This is a genomic window from Lactimicrobium massiliense (genome assembly GCF_900343155.1).
In the GTDB taxonomy this organism is placed as follows: domain Bacteria; phylum Bacillota_I; class Bacilli_A; order Erysipelotrichales; family Erysipelotrichaceae; genus Bulleidia; species Bulleidia massiliensis.
In genome coordinates, this window is the sequence record NZ_OUNG01000003.1 from 147,149 (window position 1) to 171,923 (window position 24,775).

Sequence of the window (24,775 nt, forward strand, 5' to 3'; positions counted from 1 at the left end):
ATTCTGCATCAAATGTCCGGATGGTGATACTGCCCGTGTTTTTTCGTACTGCCATCGCCATACTGAATTGCAAACTTAGGACAGTGATGCAGACAGCGAAGACACAGCACACACTGCTCCTTCACCCATACCGGTTTTCCATCTTTGATCTGAATGGCCTGCACCGGACAGTTTCTTTCACACAGATGGCAGCCAACACATGTATCTTCCACATGGAAATGGCTGGTTCTTCTAGCTTTGCTGTAGGCAGGATCCGCCAGACGGTGCATCAGATATGGTATTCTGCGTGCCATCTGATTGCCGGTAATGTGCGCTGCTATTTTGGCGATCACACGTTCAATCTCTGCATCTGCTTTCTGATTGATCTTCTTCACTTTCTCAGAGTCATGAAGATCAAACACAGGCGTCCAGGTATCCGGCATGTGCACACTGAACGCACTGCTCATATGAATGCCGCGGGCAGCGAGCAGCCTTCTGGCATCTTCGCCGGTAAAGCCCGGTGTTGTGCCATAGCTTGCCACCAGAAATACATACGGAGATTGGTGACTGCCGGCAAGCTGCAGACGTTCCAGGAATGCTCTGACAAATGATGGCAGCTGCCAGAAGTATGTTGGTGTCACAATGCCAAGCATCTCATCTTCCTGCAGAGACAGCACCGGATCACACTTCTCCATTGACACCGCATGGTCATGCAGGGCAGCTGCGATCTTCTTTGCCACATAAGCACTGTTGCCTTCTGCTGAAAAATACAGAATCATTTTCCCACCCCGTTTTCTATCTATATTTTACCATGGTGGCAGTGCAGAAAGATGCTGTGCTAAGATATCCGCAAAGGAGTCCACTATGAAAATCTTGTTTGTCACCGAAATACCGGAAGAAAAGAAGCAATGCTTTACAGACCTTGCCGGTGAAGATATCACCTTTGTTTCAAGGAAAGAAGTCACGGATGCACAGCTGATGGAGGCTGAAGTGATCATGGGCAATGTACCGCCTGCCCGTCTTGCCGGCTGCAAAAAGCTGAAGTGGCTGCAGCTGGATTCAGCTGGTGCAGATGCCTATGCAAAGCTGCCTGGTGATTTTGTCCTGACCAATGCCTCAGGTGCGTATGGCCCTGCTATTTCTGAATACATGCTTGCCTGCATGCTGCGGACATTGAAGAAACTGGATGACTATGAAGATCTGCAGAAAAGCCATGACTGGGTCAATCTTGGATCTGTCAGAACCATTTCGCAGCTGCATGTGCTGTGTCTGGGCATGGGGGACATCGGCACGCACTTTGCAAAGAAAGTGAAAGCACTGGGTGCCTATGTCATTGGTGTGCGCAGGCACATCAGGGAACTGCCGGAAGGCTTTGATGAGCAGTATGAAATCCAGGATCTGGACAGACTGCTGCCAGAAGCAGATGTGATTGCCATGTCTCTGCCGCAGACACCGGATACCATTCATATCATGAACAAGGAGCACCTGGCATTAACCAAACCAGGCAGTATCCTGATCAATGTCGGCAGAGGCAGTGCCATTGATGAGACAGCCCTGATCCCTCTGCAGAAGCACGATCACTTTGCCGGAGTCTGCCTGGATGTGTTCGAGCACGAACCGCTGCCAAAGAACAATCCGCTCTGGAATCTGCCCCACACGTTATGCACGCCGCACATTGCCGGAAGGTTCAATGCAGAAGTCACCTATGACAGGGTTCTTTCCATCTTTGCAGACAATCTGAAAAGATATCTTGCAGGTGAACCGCTGCACCATACGGTAGACAGAAAGCTTGGCTACTGATCAAGCCACAATAAAAGCATGGGATCATCCATGCTTTTTATATACCCTTTACTTGATTTCAAGACCTGTTAACAGGTGGTAGGCTTCCTTGTATTTGGCAATGGTCTTGTCAATGACATCCTGCGGCAGGTTGTAGTCACTGTCCGGATGAGCCTTGAGCCAGTCACGGACAAACTGCTTGTCAAAGGAAGGCTGGCTGCGGCCAGGCGCATAGCCATCGAGCGGCCAGAAGCGGCTGGAATCCGGTGTGAGCATCTCATCGCCAAGCACCACATTGCCATCCTTGTCCAGGCCAAACTCAAACTTGGTATCCGCAATGATGATTCCTCTTGTCAAAGCATAGTCTGCACATTTGCGGTACAGGGCAATCGTATAGTCACGGATCTTGGTGGCATATTCTGCACCATGGCCCGGGAACTTCTTCTCCAGAACATCGATGGACTGTTCAAAGGAGATGTTTTCATCATGATCACCGATCTCAGCCTTGGTGCTTGGTGTATAGATCGGCTCATCCAGCTTCTCGCACTCTTTCAGGCCATCACGCAGCTTGATGCCGCACACAGTGCCATTCTTCTGATAGGAAGCCCAGCCGCTGCCCGTGATATAGCCTCTGACAATGCACTCAATCGGCAGCATCGTCAGCTTCTCGCACAGCATGGAATTGCCATCAAACTGCGGCTGACGGAAGAATTCCGGCATATCATTGACATCCGTCGAAACCATGTGGTTCTTCACGATATCCTTCGTATAGTCAAACCAGAAACGGGACATCTGGGTCAGCACCGTTCCCTTCTTGGTCACCTTGTTCTTCAGGATCACATCAAATGCAGAAATGCGGTCCGTCGCCACCATCACAAGCTTGTCGCCAATGTCATAGATCTCACGTACTTTTCCTTCTTTAACCGGTGAATATTCTTCCATCTTCTTCTCCTTTGCCAGTTTTTGAAACATGATTATCCTACCACAACCTGATTCAATCAGGCGTTAAAACTGGATTCTCCAGCCAGATTTGAGATATATTCAATCTTCTCCATCTCATTCATATCCGTATCTTCCAGGAATGCATAATACGCACCATAAATCTTGTAGTTCAGGATCAGCCGCAGCCGCTGGGAATCCTCAATTTCAGGATGCAGGTGCTGGATCAGCTCCAGGATCTTGGCTTTGACCAGCATCGGCAGCCGGGAAGACTGTGAACCGGAAAACATCGTCTGGATCTGCTGCTTGTTGGCTTCATAGGCCATCAGAATATCACGGGTGAACTGCGCTGTATTCTTGATGACATTGTCAGGATCCGGCAGCGATGCCGCAATGCGGTCAATGATCTCCTGCTGCATCTGCCGGCTCAGATCATATACATCATGAAAATACACATAGAACGTCGACTTGTTAATATCTGCCCGCTCACAGATCTCCACCACTGTAATCTTCTCCAGTTCCTTCTGTGAACGCAGCTCAATAAAGGCGTTCAGGATCCGTCTTCTGCTTTTTGATGTCTGCTTTCTTTCTGTCATAATTCTCCAACTTTTTAATTGATATGTCTGATTTCAGACTATCGTTGCATTCTGGTGCTCGTATTTCTGATACACGAACATTATAGTTTTAGCAGAAGAAAAAACCAATCCATACAATGAGGAGGGATGCTTCATGGACTTTTACTATTTTTATGCCGGCAAGGAATTCGAAGCCTACAACTGGCTTGGTGCCCATCCAGATCATCATGGCACCACCTTCCGCACCTATGCGCCCAATGCCCGCAATATCTATGTGACCGGTGACTTCAACAACTGGCAGAAAACACCGATGAACCGTGTCTATGACGGCAAGTTTTTCGAGGTGCGCGTCGGCAATGCAAAACCGATGGATCTCTACAAATACCAGATTGAACAGGCAGACGGCCGCATCGTGGATCATTGCGACCCCTATGGCTTTTCCGCAGAGCTGCGTCCGGGCTGGGCCAGCCGCATTGTGGATCTGACAAAATACCACTGGCACGATGACAAGTGGATGCGCAATGCCACAACCCATAAAGATAAACCTATGAATATCTATGAGATGCACATGGGATCGTGGAAGAAAAAGGATGATACAAAGGAGGACGGCTGGTACCGGTATGATGAGCTGGCTCCCCTGCTGATCCCGTATCTGAAGGAGAATGGCTATAACTACGTCGAGTTCATGCCATTGAATGAATATCCAAGCGATCAGTCCTGGGGCTATCAGGCAACCGGTTTCTATGCACCGACATCCCGCTATGGCACGCCTGACCAGCTGCGCACCCTGATTGATGCCCTGCACCAGAACGGCATCGGTGTCTTCCTGGACATTGTACTTGTCCACTTCGCGGTCAATGACTATGCCCTGGCCAACTATGACGGTACGCCGCTGTATGAATATCCCTACAGTGACATGACCAAGAGTCAGTGGGGCTCCAACAACTTCATGCTTTCACGGCCGGAGGTGCGTTCCTTCCTGCAGTCGGCATGTGACTATTGGATCAGCCAGTATCACTTTGATGGTCTGCGCATGGATGCAGTCGGCAATCTGCTGTACTGGCAGGGCGATGTCAGCCGCGGCGAAAACCGGGCAGCCATTGAATTCCTGAAGGAAATGAACCAGGAACTGCGGGTGCGCCATCCTGCCATCATTCTGATGGCCGAAGACAGCACCACCTACCCCCATGACACCGATCCGGTAAGCAAGGGCGGCCTGGGCTTTGACTACAAGTGGGACATGGGCTGGATGAACGATACGCTCAAGTACTTTGCGAGTGATCCTGCCTACCGCAGAGATATCTATCACAAGCTGACCTTCCGGCAGTCCTATGCCGGCAGCGACCACTTCATTCTGCCCCTGAGCCATGATGAAGTCGTTCATGGCAAGGCCACCATCGTCAATAAGATGTGTGACTTGTACGAAGGCAAGTTTGACCAGGCAAGAGCACTGTATCTTTACATGTATACCCTGCCTGGCAAGAAGCTCAGCTTCATGGGCAACGAAATCGGCCAGCTGCGGGAATGGGATGAGAAACGCGAGCAGGACTGGGATATGCTCAAATATCCGATTCATGATGCCTTCCACCACTACATGATGAAACTCAACCAGATCTATCTCGAAAACAGTGCCCTGTGGGAGTGGGACTATGATGAACGCGGCTTCCAGTGGATTGATGCCGATAAAGTCAATGAGTGCATCTATGCCTACCGCCGGATGTCCTCAAAACAGACGATCGTGTTTGTGATGAACTGCGGCGCATTGGCCAACCGCTATACATGGCGGACCGGTGCGAAAATCAAACTGCTGTTAGCCAGTGATGAAGAATGCTGGCATGGCCATACTGATTTCAGGGAAAAAGAAAACGCACCGCTTGTTGCAAACGGTACGTGCACCATTACGATCCCTGGCAAGAGCGCCAGGATCTATCTGGAATACTGACAAGGATGCTAACGCATCCTTTTATTACACCATTGTTCAAACTCTGCCATCGGCACAGGCTTGCTGTAGAAATACCCCTGCAGATACGTACAGCCAATCTCTTTCATCTTCTGCACCATTTCAAATGTTTCCACGCCTTCTGCCGTAATCGAAAGATGATCATGCTGCAGAACAAGAACCAGTGCCGGCACAAGCTTACTGCCGGTCTTCATGTATTCTCTTACTACAGACAGATCCAGTTTGACATTTTCAAACGGCAGCTCCATCTGTCTTGAGGCATTGGAATACCCGGAGCCATAGTCATCCAGCGAGAATGAATAGCCCATGGCAATCATCTTATTCATCATCTGCCGCAATACAACGCGGTCAACCATGGCCTCTTCGGTGATCTCCAGATGTACCTGAGACGGACTGACATGATGCTTCTGCAAAACCTCATGCAGTTCATCAGGAAAGCTGCGGTTCATACAGTTCAAAGGACACAGGTTGATGTTGATCCAGTTAATATGGCAGCGTGAAAGACCTCCATCTTCGATAAAGGCACCAACCTTGTCGGCTACCTGTAACGTGAAATCATCAATGCGGCCCATCTGCTCTGCCACCGGAATAAATTCCATTGGTGATACCGTGCCCATCGCATCATCATACAGTCTGGACAGTGCCTCTGCACCAACCGTTCTGTCATCTGCGGCATTGACAACCGGCTGCAGATACACCTGAATCTCATGATTCTGCAGAACCCGCGCGACCAGACGCTGTACAGCATTGCGTCTCTCACTCATCCTGAAGACATCTTCATTGATGACAATCGGGCCATTGCCATGCTGGACAAGGGCGAGGTCCATGGCATCCATGAACTGCTCACTGTTTTTGAAATATACATCCGGACTGATCTCAATCCTGTCTGTATCCAGAATCAGATCTGAATTGTTGACATGCCAGTTGGACGCAAAGCGCTTCTGAATCAGGTCTGGCAGATCTGCCAATTCTTCCTGAGAGCCAAGCAGCAGGAAACGGCCGTGATGCAGATAGAACGCAGGCACATGCGGCTTGATCTGATGCAGCCACATACCCACCTGATGTAAGCCTTCATCAGACAGCCTGGAGCCATAGCTGGAGCGCAGATAGTTATAATTCTTGAGATAGAAGCCTGTGATATAAAAGCTTTTATGCTTGAACAGCAGTTCATCATACAGCTGCCGGAACGCAACGATGTTGAAGGTATTGGCACGTGAGGCAAGATAATGATCCGGATTCTCGATGCCGTCATATAAAACAAAGATGCAAAGCAGGAACACCATATTCATCATCAGCGTATGGCTGTAAGCACGTACAACGCCGCCAACAGACAGCATTGTCAGACACACATATGCTCTGACCCAGACCTGCTTTTCCAGATGATTTCTGTTTTTCGCCATCAGCAGAAAACCTGCTGCTGCAGTCACATACAGATGCACATAGACCAGGTTATACCAGACACCCTGATGGTAACCGGAGGAATCAACTGCAAATACAGCATGACTCCAGGGTGAAGACAGCACAATCACTTCACATGCCACAAAGAAGATCCTGGCTGCGTCAAGAAATACTTTATTGCCCGTGTGCAGCCGGCCGCATAAAGCAATGAGATAATTCAGGAAGATCTGCGTTCTGGCAATGAACAGTGCAAAGAACAGAACATTGGCAATCTGCAGTATGATACTGGAGAACAGCGATGGATTGGCATCGAGCAGCGTCGACCAGATATCTACGATACTGGCAGCCATATCCACCGCCAGCAGTTTCATATAGATCCGTGTGCGGTCGATCTTCAGCCTCGGCTGCAGCACATACTGCATCAGAAAGACAGTCAGCATCATCAATGTTGGAATGGAATAAGATGTATCCAGCTTCATGACTGTCCCCTTTCTGAATAAACATGCAGAATCTGATCTGTTTCTACCTGAAACAGATGAAGATGATGGTTATGATATGCCTGCACAAGACAAATAGCAAATCCTTCTTCCTCATCCTGGTTCTTCACCTGTATCACTTCACCATACAGGTGCGTATTTCCCTGCCGGAACATCACCAGCGCTCCGGCTTTGATTTCATTCTTCCCGGCCATATCCGGCAATATCTGATTCCTTCACATACGGAACCACAATGCCATTGACATTGATATCATAGACCGGCTGATCCTTGACACGGGCCTTTCCCCATGGATAAATACCCGTGATCATACCTTCCGTGTACTTTCCATCCTGGAAAAAACCGACTCTATTGTCACGGCGGTAAATCGGCTCACCAGCCCGCGGCAGAGAAGCTGATACAGTCTCACCAAGCTCCACCAGACGGTTGAATAATACCGAAATATTATGAGGCTGGTCCTGGTCAATGTGATAATGGCCGCAATACCAGTGCGTATATGTTGTGCTGGCCATGATCTGTTCCAGATATGTATTCAATGGATCAATGCCAAAGGCAGGCTTGATGCGCTGCTGCAAAGAGCCTGGCAGACAGTGCGTCACAATGTAGTCCACATGACTGCCATGGGCAGCCAGATGATCCAGGCCATGCTGCATCTCTGCTTCATCCGGTATCTCCTGCGGCCACCAGAAACGGCCTTCCACCGCTTTGGTATCACCAACAACAGGTCCCCGGTCATGACTGCGGGCACCGCCCATGGTAAAAATGGTATTGCCATCCAGGTCAAAGATCTCACCCCGCATCAGGTGCATAACATTATCACGAATGACGTGAACTTTGCCGCCATGCCATTTGATCTCTGGATAGTCATACAGACGCGGGAAGCATTCATGATTGCCATCCACAAACAGCAGTGTATACGGCTGGCGTTCAAACCATTTCAGCCAGCTTCTTTCCTTGCGGGATTCTTTCTTCCAGTTGTAAATAAAGCCAAAATCACCGCAGATGATGACATAGTCCTGCCGGCTCAGTCCCAGCAGTCTTTTATCTGTCAGCTTTCTTAAATCAATGCCGCCGTGGGTGTCCCCGGTCAGATAAATCATTGCTTTTCACTTCTTTCTGCAAGCCATTTCCGGTGTGAACAAAGCCGTGTCACATCGGCCGTGCGCTTTTCTTCAGGGAAACGGACCCGTCCGCCTTTGCCATCCGCCAGTTTCAGGATATCTTCGGCATCCTCAATATAATCTTCCACCGTCGGCTTGATCATCACTTTGAACGGAATCACATACAAAGGAATACGGTACTGCGTCTTGTCGGCTCTCACCTTCCACTCAATATGCGGCATGATCATGGCAATATCCACCTCATTCTGCCTTGCTGCAAGATTGATGTACGGAATGCGGATAAAGCTTGCCCGATCTTCCAGATGATGATCCTTCACTTCCTGTTCCAGGCGGTTAGCCAGAAAGCCGCTGGAAAATCCTTCACCACAGCTGATTGCAATCCTGATCATAAATGTGTCCCCTTATCGAGTACAGTTTAGCAATTTTGTGTAAAGTTTGGAAACAAAACGCAAAAAGGAAGCCTTTTTGGCCTCCTTGAGATGTAATGACTGTCTTTCTCAGGCAAGAGCTGCGGTAATGATTGCCATGGAATAGACTTCCAGAGCATTGCAGCCGCGGGAAAGATCGTTGATCGGCGCATTCAGACCGAGCAGGATCGGGCCGTATGCTTCAAAGTTGCCAAGTCTCTGGGCAATCTTGTAACCGATGTTGCCGGCATTGATATCCGGGAAGATGAAGGTGTTGGCATTACCTGCAACATCACTGCCCGGTGCCTTCTGCTTGGCAACACGCGGTGCCACAGCCGCATCGAACTGCAGCTCGCCATCGATCTGCTCGTTCGGATACTTTTCCTTTGCCTTCTTTGTGGCATTCTGCATCTTGGTCACGGAATCACCCTTGCCGCTGCCCTTGGTGGAATAGGACAGGAAGGCAACCTTCGGATCAATGCCGAATACCTTTGCACATTCAATGGTCTGACCGCAGATTTCAACCAGATCGTCCTCACTTGGATCAATGTTGATCGCGCAGTCACTCATGGCAATGACTTCATTGCCGCCGGATACTGCCGGCCTTACCAGAATGAAGCAGGAAGAAACGATGCTGCTGCCCGGTTTTGTCTTGATGATCTGCAGAGCAGGACGCACTGTATCTGCTGTGGAATATGTAGCACCGCCCAGCAGGCAGTCAGCCTTACCCATCTTGACAAGCATCGTACCAAAGTAGTTGGCACTCTTGAGAATGCCTCTGGCCTTTTCTGGTGTCATGCCCTTGTTCTTGCGCAGTTCCACAAACTGGGCAACCATCTCATCAAAATCCTCATAGTTTTCCGGATCAATGATCTGGGCGCCATGAATATTAAAGCCAGCCTTCTCCGATGCCTTGGCAATTTCTTCCGGATTGCCAAGCAGAATCGGCTTCAGGAAGTTGCTGGCCAAAAGACGGGATGCAGCCTCAAGAATACGCGGATCGCTGCCTTCTGTCAGAACAATCGTCTTGGGAGAAGCCTTCAGCTTCTCAATCATCTGACCAAATCCATAAACACTCATGTTAACTATTGCCTCCAATGCCATAAAAATGGCTCATGCATAAGAAATCATAGCAGGCATGAAAGCGTTTGTCCCACTTTTATAAAAGTTAAAAAATTAACTTATCTAACAATCACATCATGACAGCCGATACATCGTCTTTTTCCATGTACCTGCCTTATACCTGCCGACAAAGAACACAATCCGGCAGATCCAGTCGATGATCATGGCAATCCAGACACCAATTGCACCCATGCCAAAATGTAAGCCCAGAATCCAGGAGAATACAATCCGGTTGATGAACATGCTGGCCAGGGAGACAACCATCGTATAGCGGACATCATTGCACGCCCGCAGCATATTCGGCAATACAAAGGAAAGCGGCCACAGCAGGATTGCGCAGCCATTGTGGATCATAACCAGAATCCATGCCAGATGCAGTGTCTCTGTCCGCAGGCCATAAATCGAAAGCAATGGCTTTAAGAAAATCAGAATCGTGATATCCAGGAGGAACGTGCCGATGTACGTAATCTTCATCAGCTTCTTTGTATAGAACTGGATCTGTTCTTCATCCCGGGCACCGACACACTGACCGATGACCGTAATCATAGCCAGGCTCATACCCTTGCCAATGATGCAGCCTACCCCATCCAGATTGTTGGCAACGCCATTAGCCGCAATCTGCACAGTGCCAAAGGTCGCAATCAGGGACACGACAATGACTCTGCCAAGTTCAAAGATGCCGTTTTCAATGCCGGAAGGAATACCGATGTACAGAATGCGCCGGATCATATTGCCATCCAGATGGAAGCGTTCTTTCTCATAGTGCACAGGCAGTGTGGTGTCCAGCAAAAGAATTGTAACGATCACTGCAGCCACTCCTCTTGAAACAAGTGATGGCACGGCAACACCGGCGACGCCCATATGTAAAGCAAACACGCAGATGGCATTGCCTGCGATATTGATGATGTTCATGATCAAAGAGATACGCAGAGAAATGTTGGAGTTTCCCATAGAGCGGAACAAGGCAGCACCGGCATTATAGATTGCCAGAAACGGGAAGGACAGACCGGTAATCACGAAATAGATCAGAGCTGCCTGCATAACAGTGTCATCTATCGAGCCAAAGAACAGACGCAGGATCTGTTTTCTGAGCAGTAAAGATACAGCCATGAGTACAACGCCGAAGAAGATCAGTGTATACAGCAGCTGTTTGGCACTGCGGCAGGCATTTTCCTTCTGCTTTGCGCCAAGATACTGCGCAGCTACCACTGCACCGCCGGTAGCTACAGCAGCCAGGACGGCAATCATCAGATTATTGATCTGATCTACCAGAGAAACACCGGATACTGCCGCTTCACCAACCGAAGACACCATCATCGTATCGGCCATACCGACGGTGATTGCCAGCGTCTGTTCAAAGATCAGCGGCACAATCAGTTTCTTTAAATATGCATCCGAAAACAGTCGTTTTGTTTCTTCCATCATTCCACCTCAAAACAGCAGCTATGATAGCAGACATTTTACAAAACAGTCCGTTTTTTCATAAAGCGGAAAATCAGCAGAAACAAAGTACCACAGGCCATGCTTGCAAGACCATATACCATCCAGGCAGAGACAGACAAAGACATCGTCCTGCCCAGCCATGTGTTGGATAAGGCAGGAAACAGCAGTTTCAGCACCAGGCCCACAAGGTCATGCAGAGCCCCGCCTGCCAGCATCATCGTCCCCATGGACGCTGCCATCACCGCAGAACTCTTTTCACTCTGTACATACAGAATGGCAAGCACCGCTGCAGCCGCAACAGTCTGAAACATCCAGCTTGTAAAGCCGTTATAGACATAAATCAGGCCAAACAATCTGCCATTGCCCATCAGTAAGCCGCTGGCATAATCTGCCATGGCACCAGCCGCATCAGATACCGCCGCCTTCAATTCATCCTGATAGGCATCAATCTCATGACCGGCATACTTGTAGCAGATCTTATTTGTTTCTTTAACAACACGATTCACTTCTGCTTCGTTTGGATCAACCGGGATCAGACCTGTGCGATGTACGGTGTTGGAAACCACCTGCTGCATCATGTGATCCAACAGATAGCCAACTGCCCGTTCTTTCGTAAACTTTTCCTGCATTGTCACAGCCGTATCGATATTCAGATCCGGATAGGCTTCATCGACAACATCATTGATCCGCCATGCAACATGCAGGCCCACTGTTTCCAGCTGCATTGAGCGTGCCAGTGTATACGGCAGGCAGATACTTACTAAAATCAGCCACCATATGATGGCCAGCGGAACAATCTGTTTCCAGTGAATTGATGGCAGACGATTCATTTGATCACCACTTTCCCATGCATATCGTATCCATGCAGTGTAATATGATACAGCAGAATAATCAAATGAATTGGAGGATTGTATGAACTTCAGTAAACGCATGGAACGCTTTCCCGATGAAATATTCGCTTCTCTGAATGAAAAGAACATTGCCCTGCAGAAACAGGGCCGTACACTGTATAACATGTTTGTCGGTACACCGGACTTTGAAACGCCAAAGCATATCCGCGATGCCCTGTGTGAAGCAGCCAAAGATCCAGCTAACTGGAAATATACGCTGCGCGATTGCGACGAGCTTGTCCAGGCCGTCATCCACTACTATCACAAACGATTCCATGTGGACCTGACACCGGATATGATTGCCAGCTGCCCGGGATCACAGGAAGGCATGGCCCATATCGGCATGGTGCTGGCAGATGAAGGCGACACATGCATTCTGCCTACTCCCTGCTATCCAGCCTTTATCACCTGTGCCAACATGGCCGGACTGACACCGTTCTATTATCCGATGGCCAAAGAGACAAACTTCCTGCCGGATGTTTCAGCCATTCCGGATGATGTGGCAGACCGTGCAAAGTTTATGATTGTCTCGCTGCCTTCCAACCCGACCGGCTCCATCGGCAATGACGAAAACTACATGGAGATCATTGCCTGGGCAAAGAAGCACAATGTCCTGATTATCCATGATAATGCCTACTCTGACATTATTTTTGATGGCATCGAAGGCAAATCGTTCCTGCAGTATTCAGGGGCAATTGAAAATGGTGTTGAATTCTTCTCTCTTTCCAAGAGCTTTGATGTGACCGGGGCAAGACTGAGCTTCCTGGTAGGAAACCCGGAAGTTGTCCGGATGTTCAAAAAGCTGAGAAGCCAGTACGACTTCGGCATGTTCATGCCGCTGCAGAAAGCAGCCATCGCTGCACTGGAAGGACCTCTTGATATGGTCGATGAACAGAAACACAAATACCAGGAACGCCGTGATGCACTGTGCGGCGGTCTGCGCAGCATCGGCTGGGATGTACCGGACTCCAAAGGTACCATGTTTGTCTGGGCACCAATCCCTTCCTGGTACAAATCCTCCATGCAGTTCTGCCTGGACCTGATGGACAAGAGCGGCGTCATCTGCACACCAGGATCTTCCTTTGGCCCATTAGGAGAAGGATATGTCCGTTTCGCTCTGGTACTGCCTCCTGAAAAGATCAAAAAAGCAGTCCAGGCAATCCAGGACTGCGGTATTCTCAAGCACGACTGAGCATGGCACATGCCATGCTTTTTTGATAGTGATTCTGCTCTTCTCAGGTTTACAATGCAGCCAGGAATACAATGCGTTGATTCTGCCTGATTTAAGAAGCTGTTCGGCATATATTATTGCAGTTGATCATCCCTTTGGCAGCTGGAAGTCAAAATACAGATCCTGTGGTGCTCTCTGTTTCATCTCAACACGAAACTGCCAGGATCCATTATCCTGTCTTGAATTAGGAATCAGATGCATCTTTCCACTGCCAATATAGGTAAATGGCAGTGCAAGTCCATCTTCCGCCTCTACCTTGCGCACAAACAGCTCAATATGGGAAGCAGCACACAGAGAATCCAGCTCTTTTTGCTTCAGATTTGCCTTGGTTTCCCATAAGAAGGTCTGTGGATCCAGAAAGCCATCCGCATAACGCAGATCATCCTTGATATCAGATGCTTTATGGACGGTGACATAGGCATAGACAGTACCATCATAAATGTCCGTTCCCAGCATGATGTCATGTGTATTCTTCAACAATAGCAGCTTGATCTGATTCTTGCGGTACTTGCCCCAGATACAGAAGGTATCAGAAGGATCTTTGTCGCCAAACTCGTTTTCATATCTGGCAATGCCATACTGCAAAAGATCCTCCAGATACTGTCTCATTTCCACATTCAGAATGCCATCTGGAATGGATATTTCATTTTTCTGGATATAAACCAGTTTTCTGTCCTGCAGAACCAACAACACATGCTGGAAAATCGATGCAGTTGTATATGGCGCATTGTCATCCACATATTTTCGGACCTCTTCTATATCTTCTTTTCCTGTTGACAGCAGTCTCTGCAGCACCAGATATTCCTGTGGACGCACAAGCGGCAGAAATTCAGAAACGTCTTTGATATAGTCCTGCTGCTCTTCACTGAATGAAGGCAGATTCTGCTCATTGATTTCCTTTAGAAAACCATAATAGGATCCCGTTTCGCCATGGGCACCTTTCATATTCATGAACCGCAGCAGATCCGGTGCACACTCGTTATTGAGATAATCCATGTGGCAGGGATAAGAGCTTTCCCCAATATACTTCTTGAAATTCTCATAGTCCTGCTGCACAAACCGCTTGTTATGGAAGTTGATATGATCCAGCTGATCCAGGATCTCCTTCTTGGACAGATCATCGATATGGATCTCAACACGGTATTTCTCCATGCCAATCTGCCTGAAATCATCTTTGACAAGACTGCCAACCAACTGCTTTTCCAGCACAAAGTTCTGTGAAAGACTGCCCAAAGCAAAAGCAATCTGGCTGCTGCGCTGGTAGTCATTGCCAATAAAGTCCAGCACTGTGACATACGTTTTGTCCTGATACTTTCTCAAGCCTCTTCCCAACTGCTGCAGAAAGATGGTAGAAGACTGCGTAGGCCGCAGAAACAGCACCATGTTTACACCCGGAATATCCACGCCTTCATTGAGAATATCAACCGTAAACAGGATCTCGAGCTTTTCATCATCGCTCTGCAGATCATGATACGCACGAATACGCTCACCGACACTATTGCGGCCGGTCAGATACTGTGTGTCGTAATAATCAGAAAGTGCCTGTGCCATCATGATGGCATGAGAAACATCCCGGCAGAATGCCAGTGCTTTCAGCTTTTCACCAGGTTTACGGTGTTTTTCAATCTCATTGACAATCAGTTCACAGTTTTCTTCAGATGCGCACTGCTCACTGAACAGTCTTGCCTTGACTGCAGCATCGCTATAGGAAAGCAGTTCATCACGGATGCCATAATAATGAAATGGCACAACCAGCCCCTGTACAATGGCATCCCGCAGACGCAGTTCATATGGCACATTGTTGCCAAAGGAAGAAAACACATCATCCCCATCCATGCGCTCCGGCGTTGCGGTCATACCAAGCAGAAACTGCGGATGGAAATACTGCAGGATCTTCTGATAGGAAGATGCGGTCGCATGATGGGCTTCATCGATGATGATGTAATCAAACTCACTGGGTGAAAACAGTTCCAGATGAGCTGCCATGGTCACGTTGGTAGAAAACAGGAAATCACAGTCAAGTTCCCTGTGCGTGCCGTCATAGATACCAAAGCGCTTCCCGCTGCCAATGACATTGCGGAAAGAATCCAGCGATTTTCTTAAGATCGAGCCTTCATGCACAATGTACAGAAGACGCCTGGGATTGAAGTTGACTGCATCAAAGGCAGCCAGATACGTCTTGCCGGATCCTGGTGAGGCAATGATCAGTGCTTTGTCTTCTCCCATGCAGCGAAAGCGGTTGAGCTGTTTCAGTGCGTTCTTCTGCATGGCATTGGGCTGGATCTTTGCATTGGCAACCGCATAGTCCATATCCCATCTTTCCACTGCATAACAGAGTCTTGTGTGATACTGACTGATCAGCGTCTTTGTCAGTGGCAGTGTATCGTTCCAGAGTGTTTCAAAGTCATGGCAGGCATGTGCCCATGTCTGTGGATGGTCAGATTTCAGCGAAGCCAGGTCCCACTCCACATTCTTCAACAGTGCATACACGGTGATATTGGAAGAGCCTACCAGCAGCTCCGCATCATCCGCAAACGTAAACAGATATCCCTTGGAATGGAAACCAGCCACATTGCCACTCAGATCATGAAAACATTCATTGTCCAGACGACAGGCAAACTGATCGGGATACTGATTCTGCAGATGCAGAAAGTAAAGCAGTGAATTGACATCCGTGAAATTCTGATAGGTTGAGGTGATGATGCGGCCATGTACGCCGCGCTGCAGTGCCGCTTCGATATGGGACTGGATTAAAGACAGACCGGCACGCTTGATAAAACTGACCGTAAAAGAAAAAGAAAGACAATTGTCAATCTGCTGGCACAGATGATCCAGAAAACGCACCTTTGCATGATTTGTATAAAACAGACCGTCCTCCATATTCCTTTATCCTTCCCTGTGCCGGAAAATCAGGAGTTTGCTGGCGGCATAGTTGACAATGATCACCACAACATTTGAAATCGTCTTGACCCACACATCATTCCAGCCAAGCGTCTTGGCAAACAGGAACATGTTGAGCCAGTCAAGTGCACCAGTTGCCAGGCGGCATGAGAAAAACAGTGACATTTCCCGTAGGATCGCTCTGGCGGCAGCCGCATCACTGCGGAATACCCATTTTCGATTGGTCACATAGGCAAACAGGACAGAAAGCACCCATGACAGGACTGTACTGGTCATGATGGACATATGCAGAAAATGCGCAAACAGCCAGTATGTCGCGATATTGACCAGTGTTGTCAGCACGCCAAAGACCGTATACGGTATTACATCATGGTATTTTTCCACCAGGCCATGATTTTTCTGTTTATCTGAATCCATACATTGCAATTATACCCTTGTATATTGTCTTTTTGGTGCCTTATGGCGAATTGCAGAGTACAATAGCCCGGTATGCAGCTGGGAGGTTTTGCAATGATTACAGATCAGATTGATGCATCTCTGCTGAAAATGGCAGAAGAAGCAGAAAAAGAAATAAAGCCGCAGTTTGAGCGGATTGACAAGGTGGAACAGTATAATGCCGACCGCATTCTGTCCGCCTTCATTGAAAACCAGGTATCCTATTCCGACTTTGCGGATATCAATGGCTATGGCAACTATGATACCGGCCGTGACAAACTGGAAGCCATCTTCGCTACTATTCTTGGCTGTGAGGATGCCCTGGTAAGACCGCAGATCATGTCCGGCACAAATGCTTTGTACCTGGCCTTTTCTGCCATGCTCAAACCAGGCGACACCATGATTTCCATCACCGGCACCCCGTATGATTCCCTGCAGGAAATGATTGGTCTGATCGGGGATTCCACGCAGTCCCTGAAAGCATTCGGTGTGAAATATGAGCAGATTGATCTCGTCAATAATGAATTTGATCAGAATGCAATTGTTGAAAGGGTCAAAGAGAACAACGTCAAACTTGTTGAAATCCAGAGATCCAGAGGCTATTCCAGCAGAAAATCACTGACGATTGCCAAACTGGAGGCTATCATCAAAGCCATTCGGGAAGTCAACAAGGATGTCATCATCATGGTAGACAACTGCTATGGCGAACTGGTAGAAGAAAAGGAACCGGGACATGTTGGTGCTGATCTGATCGTTGGCTCCCTGATGAAAAATCTTGGCGGCGGCATTGCCCCGACCGGCGGCTATATTGCCGGGAGAAAGGATCTGATTGCCATGTGTGCGGATCGTCTGACATCACCTGGCATTGGCAAGGATCTTGGTGCCAACTTCAACATGAACAATGCCTTCTTCAAGGGTGTCTTCCTTGCTCCGGAAGCAGTTGCCAATGCCCTGAAGACAGCTGTCTTCTCTTCATACATGCTGGCAAAGCTTGGCTTCAAGAATGTTTCCCCAGCCTATGATGAATACCGTACGGATATTATTCAGACGGTTGAATTATCCACAAAGGAAAATCTTGTCCGTTTCACCCAGGGCCTGCAGTCTTCTTCCCCGATTGATTCCTATGTCAGAGTATTACCTGCACCAATGCCTGGCTATCCGTTTGATGAAGTCATGGCCTGCGGCAGTTTTACGCAGGGAAGCACCATTGAGCTCAGTGGAGATGCACCGGTCATTGAGCCCTATACCCTGTATATGCAGGGTGGTCTGTCCTATGCCTATGGCAGGCTGTCCATCCTGCTTGCCCTTCAGCATGTTCTGCATGGTGAACCACAGAAATAAACAAATCACAAACGCAGATACAAAAAGGAGAGTACCGCACACAGTATTCTCCTTTTCAAATACTTCCCATCTGTCCGCCATCAATGCGCACAATCGTATTATTGATATAATCCGCATCATCACTGATCAAAAACCTGACAAGATGCGCAACCTCTTCGGGCATGCCATAGCGTTTCACCAGAATCTTTTCCTCTTCTTCTTTGAGGAATTCTTCATCATAGCCATCCAGCTCACTCTCTGTCCCGATAAATCCAGGGGCAATGGCATTGACATGCACAAAAGGCGCAAACTGTACAGCCAGGTCATGGGTCAAAGAATTCAGTGCCGCCTTGGAGGCATCATAATCCACTGACATGGGATAATACGTATTCATGCCATTGGTGGATGAAATGTTAATGATACGGCCATATTCCTGCTGCTTCATATGCGGCCATACCCGCACAGCACAGTTATAGGCACCGATGACATTGACATCCATGGTGCGCCGGAATTCTTCTGCTGTTTTCAGATGAAACAGGTTGGAAAGATCCACCGCTGCATTGTTGATCAGAATATCAACACCGCCAAGTTCTTTCTCAATCCGGCTGACCATCGCATCCACTTCATCTTCCTTTGATACATCTGCCTGATAGATCAGACACGGTGTCCCCCATTTTTCCTGAATGGTCTTCTGCAGTGATTCTGCCTGCTCTTTGGAAGTGTGATAGTTAACCGCAATCTGATATCCACAGGCTGCCAGTTCCAGCGCAATGGCGCGGCCGATTCCCCTGGCACCACCGGTGATCAGAACGGTCTTCTTTTCAGCAGATGCCATTAAGCACGGCTGGAATACTTGCCATCAGCTGTTGAAACGATAACCTTTTCACCCTCAGAAATGAACTGCGGGATTCTCAGCTTCAGGCCTGTATCTGTCACAGCATCCTTTGTCTGGTTGCTGGCAGCACCCTTGATTGCCGGTGTTGTCTCAGCAATTGTCAGTGTTACACGATCCGGTACAGATACAGACAGCAGCTCGCCGTCAAAGAACATCAGACCAACTTCCATGCCTTCGATGATGTAGTACTTGTTGTCACCAACTCTGCTCTCATCCAGCTCATAGGTATCGAATGTTTCCTGATCCATGAAGTAGTATGTATTGCCATCCTTGTAGGAATACTGTGCTGTCTTCTTCTCGATCATGGCCGGCTCAAACTTCGTGCTTGCATTGAAGTTTCTTTCCTGTGTGGAACCAGTCTTCAGATTCTTCATCTTTGTCTTCAGAATCGCAGCACCCTTGCCCGGCTTTACATGCATGAAATCAAGGACAACCCACGGGTCGCCATCTACGATTACTGTCAATCCTGTTTTAAAATCTCCTGCCTCAATAGCCATTGTTATTCTCCTTTTTCTCTAGAAATACTATCTTATTTTATCTATCTCACGAAAGAGGTCAACGGCCTCTGCATGAAGAAAAGACAGACATTTCTGCCTGTCTTATTCTATCATCGCCATCTGCAATGTGAACAACCCCAGATGGATTTTTCACATAATTACAGCAGAATCTTTACTTTTCAAACAGTTTCTGGGTGTTATACAGTCTTGCATACTCACCATTCTTTGCCAGCAGTTCCTGATGCGTACCCATCTCAGCAATCTTTCCTTCATCAATCAGCACAATCCGATCGGCATCTTTCACCGTTGCCAGACGGTGGGCAATGACCAAGGACGTACGGCCCACGGCCAGCTTGTCAAAGCTGGCCTGAATCTTCTGCTCCGTGATGGTATCCAGAGCGGAGGTTGCCTCATCCAGAATCAGAATCTTTGGATTCTTCAGGAAGATACGGGCAATGGAGATGCGCTGTTTCTGACCGCCCGACAAACGCACGCCTCGTTCACCAACATACGTGTCAAATCCATCTGGCATCTCCATGATGTCATCATAGATTTCTGCCATTTTAGCCGCTGCGACAATCTGGGCATCGCTGGCATCCGGCCGGCCATAGCGGATATTCTCCTTGATCGTATCCGCAAAGATAAACACATCCTGCTGCACAACACCAATGCTGGAACGCAGAGAATGCTTGGTCACATCGCGGATATCCGTGCCATCAATCCGGATGGCACCGGAAGTCACATCATAGAAGCGCGGGATCAAAGAACACAGCGTCGTCTTGCCGCCGCCGGACTGACCGACAATGGCAAGCTTCTCACCACTGTTGACATGCAGCGTAATGTCAGAAAGGATCTGGCGGCTGCTGTTGTACTGGAACGATACATGGTCAAAATCAATCGCGCCATCTGTCACAACAAGATCCTTTGCGTCCGGCTTCTCTACGATATCCGGTTTCACCTGCATCAGATCATAGAAGCGGGACAGACCAGCAACACCATCTGTAAACACTTCAGCAAACTGGGCAAGCTTGCGGATCGGCGTGATGAAGCTGTTTGCAAACAGCGTAAAGGTGATCAGATCCACATAATTCATTTCACCCTTCATAATCAGCACACCGCCGGCCATGATCACAACCACAGGCGTAATGCTCATGAAGAATTCCTGCGAACTGTTGAAGTTGGCCATGGCCTTGTAATAGTTGCTCTTAGACCTGCTGTAGGCTTTGTTGGAGGCATCAAAGCGGTCATAATCAACTTCTTCGTTGGCAAATGCCTTGGATGTTCGCACGCCGGAAATACCGGATTCAATATCCGCACTGATCTCAGCAAGACGCTTCTTATTGGATACGGAGGTTGCGGCCATAGCCTTGCGGTTGCGCATCACAACCAGTACCGAGATCGGCAGAAGAATCAGAATGATCACAGCAAGCTTCCACTGCATGCGGAACATGAAAATCAATGCACCGACGATGGTCAGCACCGAAATGATCAGATCTTCCGGGCCATGGTGGGCAAGCTCCGTCATGGAAAACAGATCACCCGTCAGACGGCTCATCAGCTGACCGGTACGATTCTGATCATAGAAATCAAAATCCAGTGTCTGCAGATGCTGGAAGAGATCATTTCGCAGATCTGCCTCAACATACGTGCCAAAGGTATGTCCCCAGTAAGTCATGACATACTGGCATACAGAACGCAGCACATAGAAGCCGATCATCGAGATCATCAGGATGAAGAACAGGCGGTACTCCTTGTTTGGCAGCATATTCTTCATGGCATATCTGGATACCAGCGGGAATGCCAGATCAATCAGGGCAACCATCACGGCACAGATAATATCAATCACAAAAAGCTTCATATGCGGCTTGAAATACCGCAGAAACATCCTGAACATACAATCGTTTCCCCTTTCAGTAAATACAATCTTTAACAGGGGGTATCATACCACATAAGCCCCAGTGAGAAATGATTCCTGACCAGCACACTGCAGTTTCTTCCTACTGTACCGTATTCTTTCTATGACACTTTTTTCACAGTTATTTCCCAGCAGAAAGTTACCCGGGAAATAATTTTCATTGCCAGAAAAAGGAAGAATTCAAAAGCAATTTTTCCATGCCGGCATGGCTTCCTGTGAAACAAAGCTGAATGAAAAGAAAAAGCCAGACCATGCTGGCTCATTTCGTATGCAATGCCCTGTCAACTTCCTTCTGCAAAGCCGGAACAACCTCTTCTTCAAACCACGGATTGGCCTTCAGCCAGCGGTAGTTCAAAGGACTGGGATGTACGATCGGGAAAAAGGATGGCAGATATTCCTGATAGGCATGCACCGTCTCTCTCAGATTCTTCTTTTTCCGGTCCTTCAGATAATAGTCAATGCTGTATTTGCCAATCAGTACAGTCAGCTGGATCTCCGGCATCAAGGCAAGAATCTCTTCATGATACTCGCTCATGAACTTTCTGGGCGGCAGATCACCTGTTTTTCCTTTGCCCGGATAATAGAAATCCATCGGCATGATGGCAATCTTTTCGCCATAGAACGTATCTTGATCAATGCCAAGCCATGCCATTAGCCGGTCTCCGGATTTGTCATGAAACGGAATCAGAGATTCCTCGACTTTTCTGCCAGGTGCCTGACCGACAATCAATACGCGTGCATGGGCATTGACCTGCAGGATCGGCGGTATACCGCGCTCAGTATAACTGCGGTTCCGGGGATCCTGCATGATCTTTTCTTTGATTTTTTCCCAGCTGGATGCACTGCTGTTTGTCTCAGTCATATGTTCAATTGCCTGCTTTCTGCTCCATCATAGCGCGGACACTGCATCAATAACAGCCTCCCGCATTTTCAGTCTAACCCCTCATGCAGGAGCATCACAGTATGCAGCACTATTATTGTTAATTTATTTATTACATCTGTGAAAGCATATTTACTTTGTTTTTTCTGATTCAGAAAACCGTGAATATGATATAGTTAGATTGTACTAACCGATAAGAATATACATGATTTCTTATCTGTGAGAAGGAAATCTGATGAAACCTGATTACAAAAACTGGATGCCAGAAGGATTGGTCATATCTGTGATCGCAACCTTTGCCATCTGCATGATCTGCTCTGTCCTGGCATCACTGTACATGGCACCTGGCAGCCTGAAGTCAATCGTATTGACCATACTGCTATTGCTTTCCATTGTATTTGCATATCTTTCCTTGAAGGCTGTCATAATGTTCCGTGCTTTTTCCTACAATGGCAGACGGAAGCTGTCAAAAGAAGTGATTGATGGCATTGCTGCACGGATTTCTCTTTCCAAAGGACAGAAAGGACTGGATGTCGGATGTGGCAGCGGTGCGCTTGTCATTGCCTGTGCCAGAAAAAATCCCGATGCAGCATTTGTTGGCATTGACCGCTGGGGAAAGGAATATGCCTCTTTCAGCCAGTCATTATGTCAGCGCAATGCAAAAGCAGAAGGTGTATCCAATGTCACCTTCCGGCAGGGTAATGCCGTCAAACTGCCTTTTGAGGATGAATGTTTTGATGCTGTTTTCAGCAACTATGTGTATCACAATATTCCTTCTCATGACCGGCAGGAAATCCTGATGGAAACACTGCGGGTATTGAAAAAAGGCGGCACCTTTGCCATTCATGACATCTTTGCCAAAGGCAAATATGGTGACATGCAGGCATTTGTAAAGAAGCTGAAGGATATGGGTTATGAAAAAGCAGAATTGATAGATACGGCAAATGGTCTGTTTATGACCAGAAAGGAAGCAGGAAGACTGATGTTAACAGGGTCAGCACTTCTGACAGGAAGGAAATAGCCATATGGATTTGATCAAAAACTATCTCCAGCAGACGCAGAAGCCAGATGGGTTCCTCGGCAGTCTGATGATTTCCAGCATGAACCGTCACCATGCAAAACTGGCAGACTGGGGCATGTCCCATCTTGTCAATATATCTCCAGATACCGTTGAAGAACTGGGCTGCGGCGGTGGGAGAAATGTGAAAGTCCTGCTGAAAAAGTACCCGGGCGCAAAGATCTCTGCGCTGGACTATTCCACACTGAGTGTGCGCAAGACCATGCAGACGAACCACCGGGCCATCATGGCAAAGCGGTGCACGGTAGTACAGGGCAGTGTAGCAAAACTCCCCTTTTCATCAGAAAGCATGGACCTTGCAACTGCCTTTGAGACCATCTACTTCTGGCCTGATCTGGCAGAATGCTTCAAAGAGGTTTACCGTACCCTGAAACCAGCTGGCATTTTCCTCATCTGCAATGAATCGGATGGCACAGATGAGATGGGCAAAAAATGTGAAACCATTATTGATGGCATGAAATGCTATACGCAAGATCAGATTACAGCATGTCTGAAACAGGCAGATTTTTCCTCGGTTGAAGTAATTTGCCATGAAAGAAAACCATGGCTGACAGTAATCGCAATAAAAGGAGATGCTGTGAAATGAAATTTGAAACACTTGGAGAAGAGGACCATCCTGCCATATTGATGTTTCCGGGGATGCTTTGCTCCTCAAAAAGCATGATGCCAATCGCAGAAAGGCTGTCCAGACAGTATGATGTCATTCTGGCCGTTTACGATGGCTATGACGGCACAGGATCCGTGTATCATCATGCCCAAGAAGAAGCAGAACGGACACTGCAGTGGCTGAAAGAGCATGATATTTCATCACTTGCAATGGCGCATGGCACTTCCATGGGGGCAGAGGTTCTGAGGGCATTTGTACAGCTGGCCCAGCAGCAGAATTATGAAGTAAAACACTGCTTCTTTGACGGCGGTCCCTTCTTCCGCTTTTCATCCCTGTACAGGAAAATCATGTGTACAGTCTTTCGAATGATCGCGGGAAAAGTAAAAGGCCATGACAATGAAGCAGGCGTTCAGAAGTTCCTGCACAGCAGAAAGATGCAGAATGTACCAGATAAAGAAGCGTATCATGACATGATTGCCGATATGTTCCACAATGCACAGAATGTCAAGCCGGAGTCGCTCAAAGCAATGACCGAAACCTGCTATCATTTCACTTTTGAGCAGCTTCCCGAGCAAACACAGAAGAAATGCACCTTTCTGTGGGGCGAAAATGAATCTGCCAGAAAGTCAGAACAGGATATACGAAAAGCATATCCGCATGCATCCGTAATGATCAAGGAAGAATACAGGCACTGCGGCTATCAGGTCCTGGATCCAGATGATTATGTCAGGATGCTGATGAATATCATGAAGAATATGATTATGAAAATCTAGGATACAGATCATCAATCCAAATGAAAGGCGAATACAGCTGTGAAACCTGCCTGATCCATCGATGATTAAGGCCCGATTCATCCAATATACGGAGCTATTGGGATTGTGCTGACCAAGTTTGTCCTCCTCTATATT

General features: G+C 48.0%; 24 protein-coding genes. 7 read left to right on the forward strand and 17 right to left on the reverse strand.

Annotation, left to right across the window (positions count from 1 at the left end):
- Positions 1–8 precede the first annotated feature (8 nt).
- Positions 9–758, reverse strand: a complete 750-nt coding sequence (locus DHU66_RS06495) for an EFR1 family ferrodoxin (RefSeq protein WP_108775066.1) — start codon at positions 756–758, stop codon at positions 9–11.
- 85 nt (positions 759–843) lie between these two features.
- On the opposite strand from DHU66_RS06495, the gene DHU66_RS06500 reads away from it, so the two are divergent.
- Positions 844–1,779 (forward strand): D-2-hydroxyacid dehydrogenase, encoded by a 936-nt coding sequence (locus DHU66_RS06500; RefSeq protein WP_108775067.1) that lies wholly within the window; start codon positions 844–846, stop codon positions 1,777–1,779.
- A 48-nt stretch (positions 1,780–1,827) separates the two neighbouring features.
- Here the strand turns inward: DHU66_RS06500 and DHU66_RS06505 are convergent, their stop codons facing one another.
- Both DHU66_RS06505 and DHU66_RS06510 read right to left on the reverse strand, forming a co-directional pair.
- Complete coding sequence (locus DHU66_RS06505) at positions 1,828–2,730, reverse strand: phosphoribosylaminoimidazolesuccinocarboxamide synthase (protein ID WP_245309423.1); 903 nt, start codon at positions 2,728–2,730, stop codon at positions 1,828–1,830.
- 26 nt (positions 2,731–2,756) lie between these two features.
- Positions 2,757–3,293, reverse strand: coding sequence for a TetR/AcrR family transcriptional regulator (locus tag DHU66_RS06510; RefSeq protein WP_108775068.1), 537 nt, complete (start codon positions 3,291–3,293; stop codon positions 2,757–2,759).
- 133 nt (positions 3,294–3,426) lie between these two features.
- Between DHU66_RS06510 and glgB the strand changes: the two genes are divergently transcribed.
- Positions 3,427–5,214: a 1,4-alpha-glucan branching protein GlgB gene (glgB, locus tag DHU66_RS06515; protein WP_108775069.1), complete on the forward strand. Its 1,788-nt coding sequence runs from the start codon at positions 3,427–3,429 to the stop codon at positions 5,212–5,214.
- Positions 5,215–5,222: 8 nt separating this feature from the next.
- On the opposite strand, the gene DHU66_RS06520 is transcribed toward glgB, so the two are convergent.
- The 7 genes from DHU66_RS06520 to DHU66_RS06550 all read right to left on the reverse strand — a co-directional run bounded on the left by DHU66_RS06520 (position 5,223) and on the right by DHU66_RS06550 (position 12,048).
- Complete coding sequence (locus DHU66_RS06520) at positions 5,223–7,109, reverse strand: EAL domain-containing protein (protein ID WP_108775070.1); 1,887 nt, start codon at positions 7,107–7,109, stop codon at positions 5,223–5,225.
- Entirely contained in the window at positions 7,106–7,321 is a 216-nt protein-coding gene (locus tag DHU66_RS06525; protein ID WP_108775071.1) for a hypothetical protein, read from the reverse strand. Before DHU66_RS06525 ends, DHU66_RS06520 begins: the two co-directional genes overlap by 4 nt.
- Complete coding sequence (locus tag DHU66_RS06530) at positions 7,305–8,225, reverse strand: metallophosphoesterase (protein WP_108775072.1); 921 nt, start codon at positions 8,223–8,225, stop codon at positions 7,305–7,307. The genes DHU66_RS06525 and DHU66_RS06530 overlap by 17 nt, the downstream gene beginning before the upstream one ends.
- The gene (locus DHU66_RS06535; protein ID WP_108775073.1) at positions 8,222–8,635 is read right to left on the reverse strand and encodes a hypothetical protein; all 414 of its coding nucleotides are present in this window, start codon (positions 8,633–8,635) and stop codon (positions 8,222–8,224) included. Before DHU66_RS06535 ends, DHU66_RS06530 begins: the two co-directional genes overlap by 4 nt.
- A 108-nt stretch (positions 8,636–8,743) precedes the next feature.
- Positions 8,744–9,733 carry a phosphate acetyltransferase gene (gene pta / locus DHU66_RS06540; RefSeq protein ID WP_108775074.1) on the reverse strand — a complete coding sequence of 330 codons (990 nt, stop codon included), beginning with the start codon at positions 9,731–9,733 and terminating at the stop codon, positions 8,744–8,746.
- Between the two features lie 117 nt (positions 9,734–9,850).
- Positions 9,851–11,200, reverse strand: coding sequence for an MATE family efflux transporter (locus DHU66_RS06545; RefSeq protein ID WP_245309425.1), 1,350 nt, complete (start codon positions 11,198–11,200; stop codon positions 9,851–9,853).
- A 35-nt stretch (positions 11,201–11,235) separates the two neighbouring features.
- The gene (locus tag DHU66_RS06550) at positions 11,236–12,048 is read right to left on the reverse strand and encodes a hypothetical protein (protein ID WP_108775076.1); all 813 of its coding nucleotides are present in this window, start codon (positions 12,046–12,048) and stop codon (positions 11,236–11,238) included.
- Positions 12,049–12,130: 82 nt separating this feature from the next.
- Between DHU66_RS06550 and DHU66_RS06555 the strand changes: the two genes are divergently transcribed.
- Positions 12,131–13,300 carry a pyridoxal phosphate-dependent aminotransferase gene (locus DHU66_RS06555; RefSeq protein ID WP_108775077.1) on the forward strand — a complete coding sequence of 390 codons (1,170 nt, stop codon included), beginning with the start codon at positions 12,131–12,133 and terminating at the stop codon, positions 13,298–13,300.
- Positions 13,301–13,426: 126 nt separating this feature from the next.
- On the opposite strand, the gene DHU66_RS06560 is transcribed toward DHU66_RS06555, so the two are convergent.
- Together DHU66_RS06560 and DHU66_RS06565 are read right to left on the reverse strand one after the other, a co-directional pair.
- Positions 13,427–16,219: a DUF3427 domain-containing protein gene (locus DHU66_RS06560; RefSeq protein ID WP_108775078.1), complete on the reverse strand. Its 2,793-nt coding sequence runs from the start codon at positions 16,217–16,219 to the stop codon at positions 13,427–13,429.
- Between the two features lie 6 nt (positions 16,220–16,225).
- Positions 16,226–16,657, reverse strand: a complete 432-nt coding sequence (locus DHU66_RS06565) for a GtrA family protein (protein ID WP_108775079.1) — start codon at positions 16,655–16,657, stop codon at positions 16,226–16,228.
- 93 nt (positions 16,658–16,750) lie between these two features.
- On the opposite strand from DHU66_RS06565, the gene DHU66_RS06570 reads away from it, so the two are divergent.
- Positions 16,751–18,016, forward strand: a complete 1,266-nt coding sequence (locus DHU66_RS06570) for a methionine gamma-lyase family protein (protein ID WP_108775080.1) — start codon at positions 16,751–16,753, stop codon at positions 18,014–18,016.
- A 55-nt stretch (positions 18,017–18,071) separates the two neighbouring features.
- Here DHU66_RS06570 and DHU66_RS06575 read toward each other — a convergent pair whose 3' ends face one another.
- The 5 genes from DHU66_RS06575 to DHU66_RS12465 all read right to left on the reverse strand — a co-directional run bounded on the left by DHU66_RS06575 (position 18,072) and on the right by DHU66_RS12465 (position 22,608).
- Positions 18,072–18,830, reverse strand: coding sequence for an SDR family NAD(P)-dependent oxidoreductase (locus DHU66_RS06575; RefSeq protein ID WP_108775081.1), 759 nt, complete (start codon positions 18,828–18,830; stop codon positions 18,072–18,074).
- Positions 18,830–19,387, reverse strand: a complete 558-nt coding sequence (gene efp, locus DHU66_RS06580) for an elongation factor P (RefSeq protein ID WP_108775082.1) — start codon at positions 19,385–19,387, stop codon at positions 18,830–18,832. Before efp ends, DHU66_RS06575 begins: the two co-directional genes overlap by 1 nt.
- Positions 19,388–19,559: 172 nt before the next feature.
- Positions 19,560–21,281: an ABC transporter ATP-binding protein gene (locus tag DHU66_RS06585; RefSeq protein WP_108775083.1), complete on the reverse strand. Its 1,722-nt coding sequence runs from the start codon at positions 21,279–21,281 to the stop codon at positions 19,560–19,562.
- 280 nt (positions 21,282–21,561) lie between these two features.
- A complete protein-coding gene (locus DHU66_RS06590; protein WP_108775084.1) occupies positions 21,562–22,164 on the reverse strand; it encodes a uracil-DNA glycosylase family protein in 603 nt (200 codons plus the stop codon).
- A gap of 264 nt (positions 22,165–22,428) precedes the next feature.
- Positions 22,429–22,608, reverse strand: a complete 180-nt coding sequence (locus DHU66_RS12465; RefSeq protein WP_245309427.1) for a hypothetical protein — start codon at positions 22,606–22,608, stop codon at positions 22,429–22,431.
- Position 22,609: 1 nt separating this feature from the next.
- Between DHU66_RS12465 and DHU66_RS06595 the strand changes: the two genes are divergently transcribed.
- From DHU66_RS06595 to DHU66_RS06605, 3 genes are read left to right on the forward strand one after another with little or no spacing between them, the layout of a single operon-like run.
- The gene (locus tag DHU66_RS06595) at positions 22,610–23,203 is read left to right on the forward strand and encodes a class I SAM-dependent methyltransferase (protein WP_245309429.1); all 594 of its coding nucleotides are present in this window, start codon (positions 22,610–22,612) and stop codon (positions 23,201–23,203) included.
- A gap of 4 nt (positions 23,204–23,207) precedes the next feature.
- Complete coding sequence (locus DHU66_RS06600) at positions 23,208–23,846, forward strand: class I SAM-dependent methyltransferase (RefSeq protein ID WP_108775086.1); 639 nt, start codon at positions 23,208–23,210, stop codon at positions 23,844–23,846.
- A complete protein-coding gene (locus tag DHU66_RS06605) occupies positions 23,843–24,640 on the forward strand; it encodes a hypothetical protein (RefSeq protein ID WP_108775087.1) in 798 nt (265 codons plus the stop codon). Before DHU66_RS06600 ends, DHU66_RS06605 begins: the two co-directional genes overlap by 4 nt.
- The last annotated feature ends 135 nt before the right edge of the window (positions 24,641–24,775 follow it).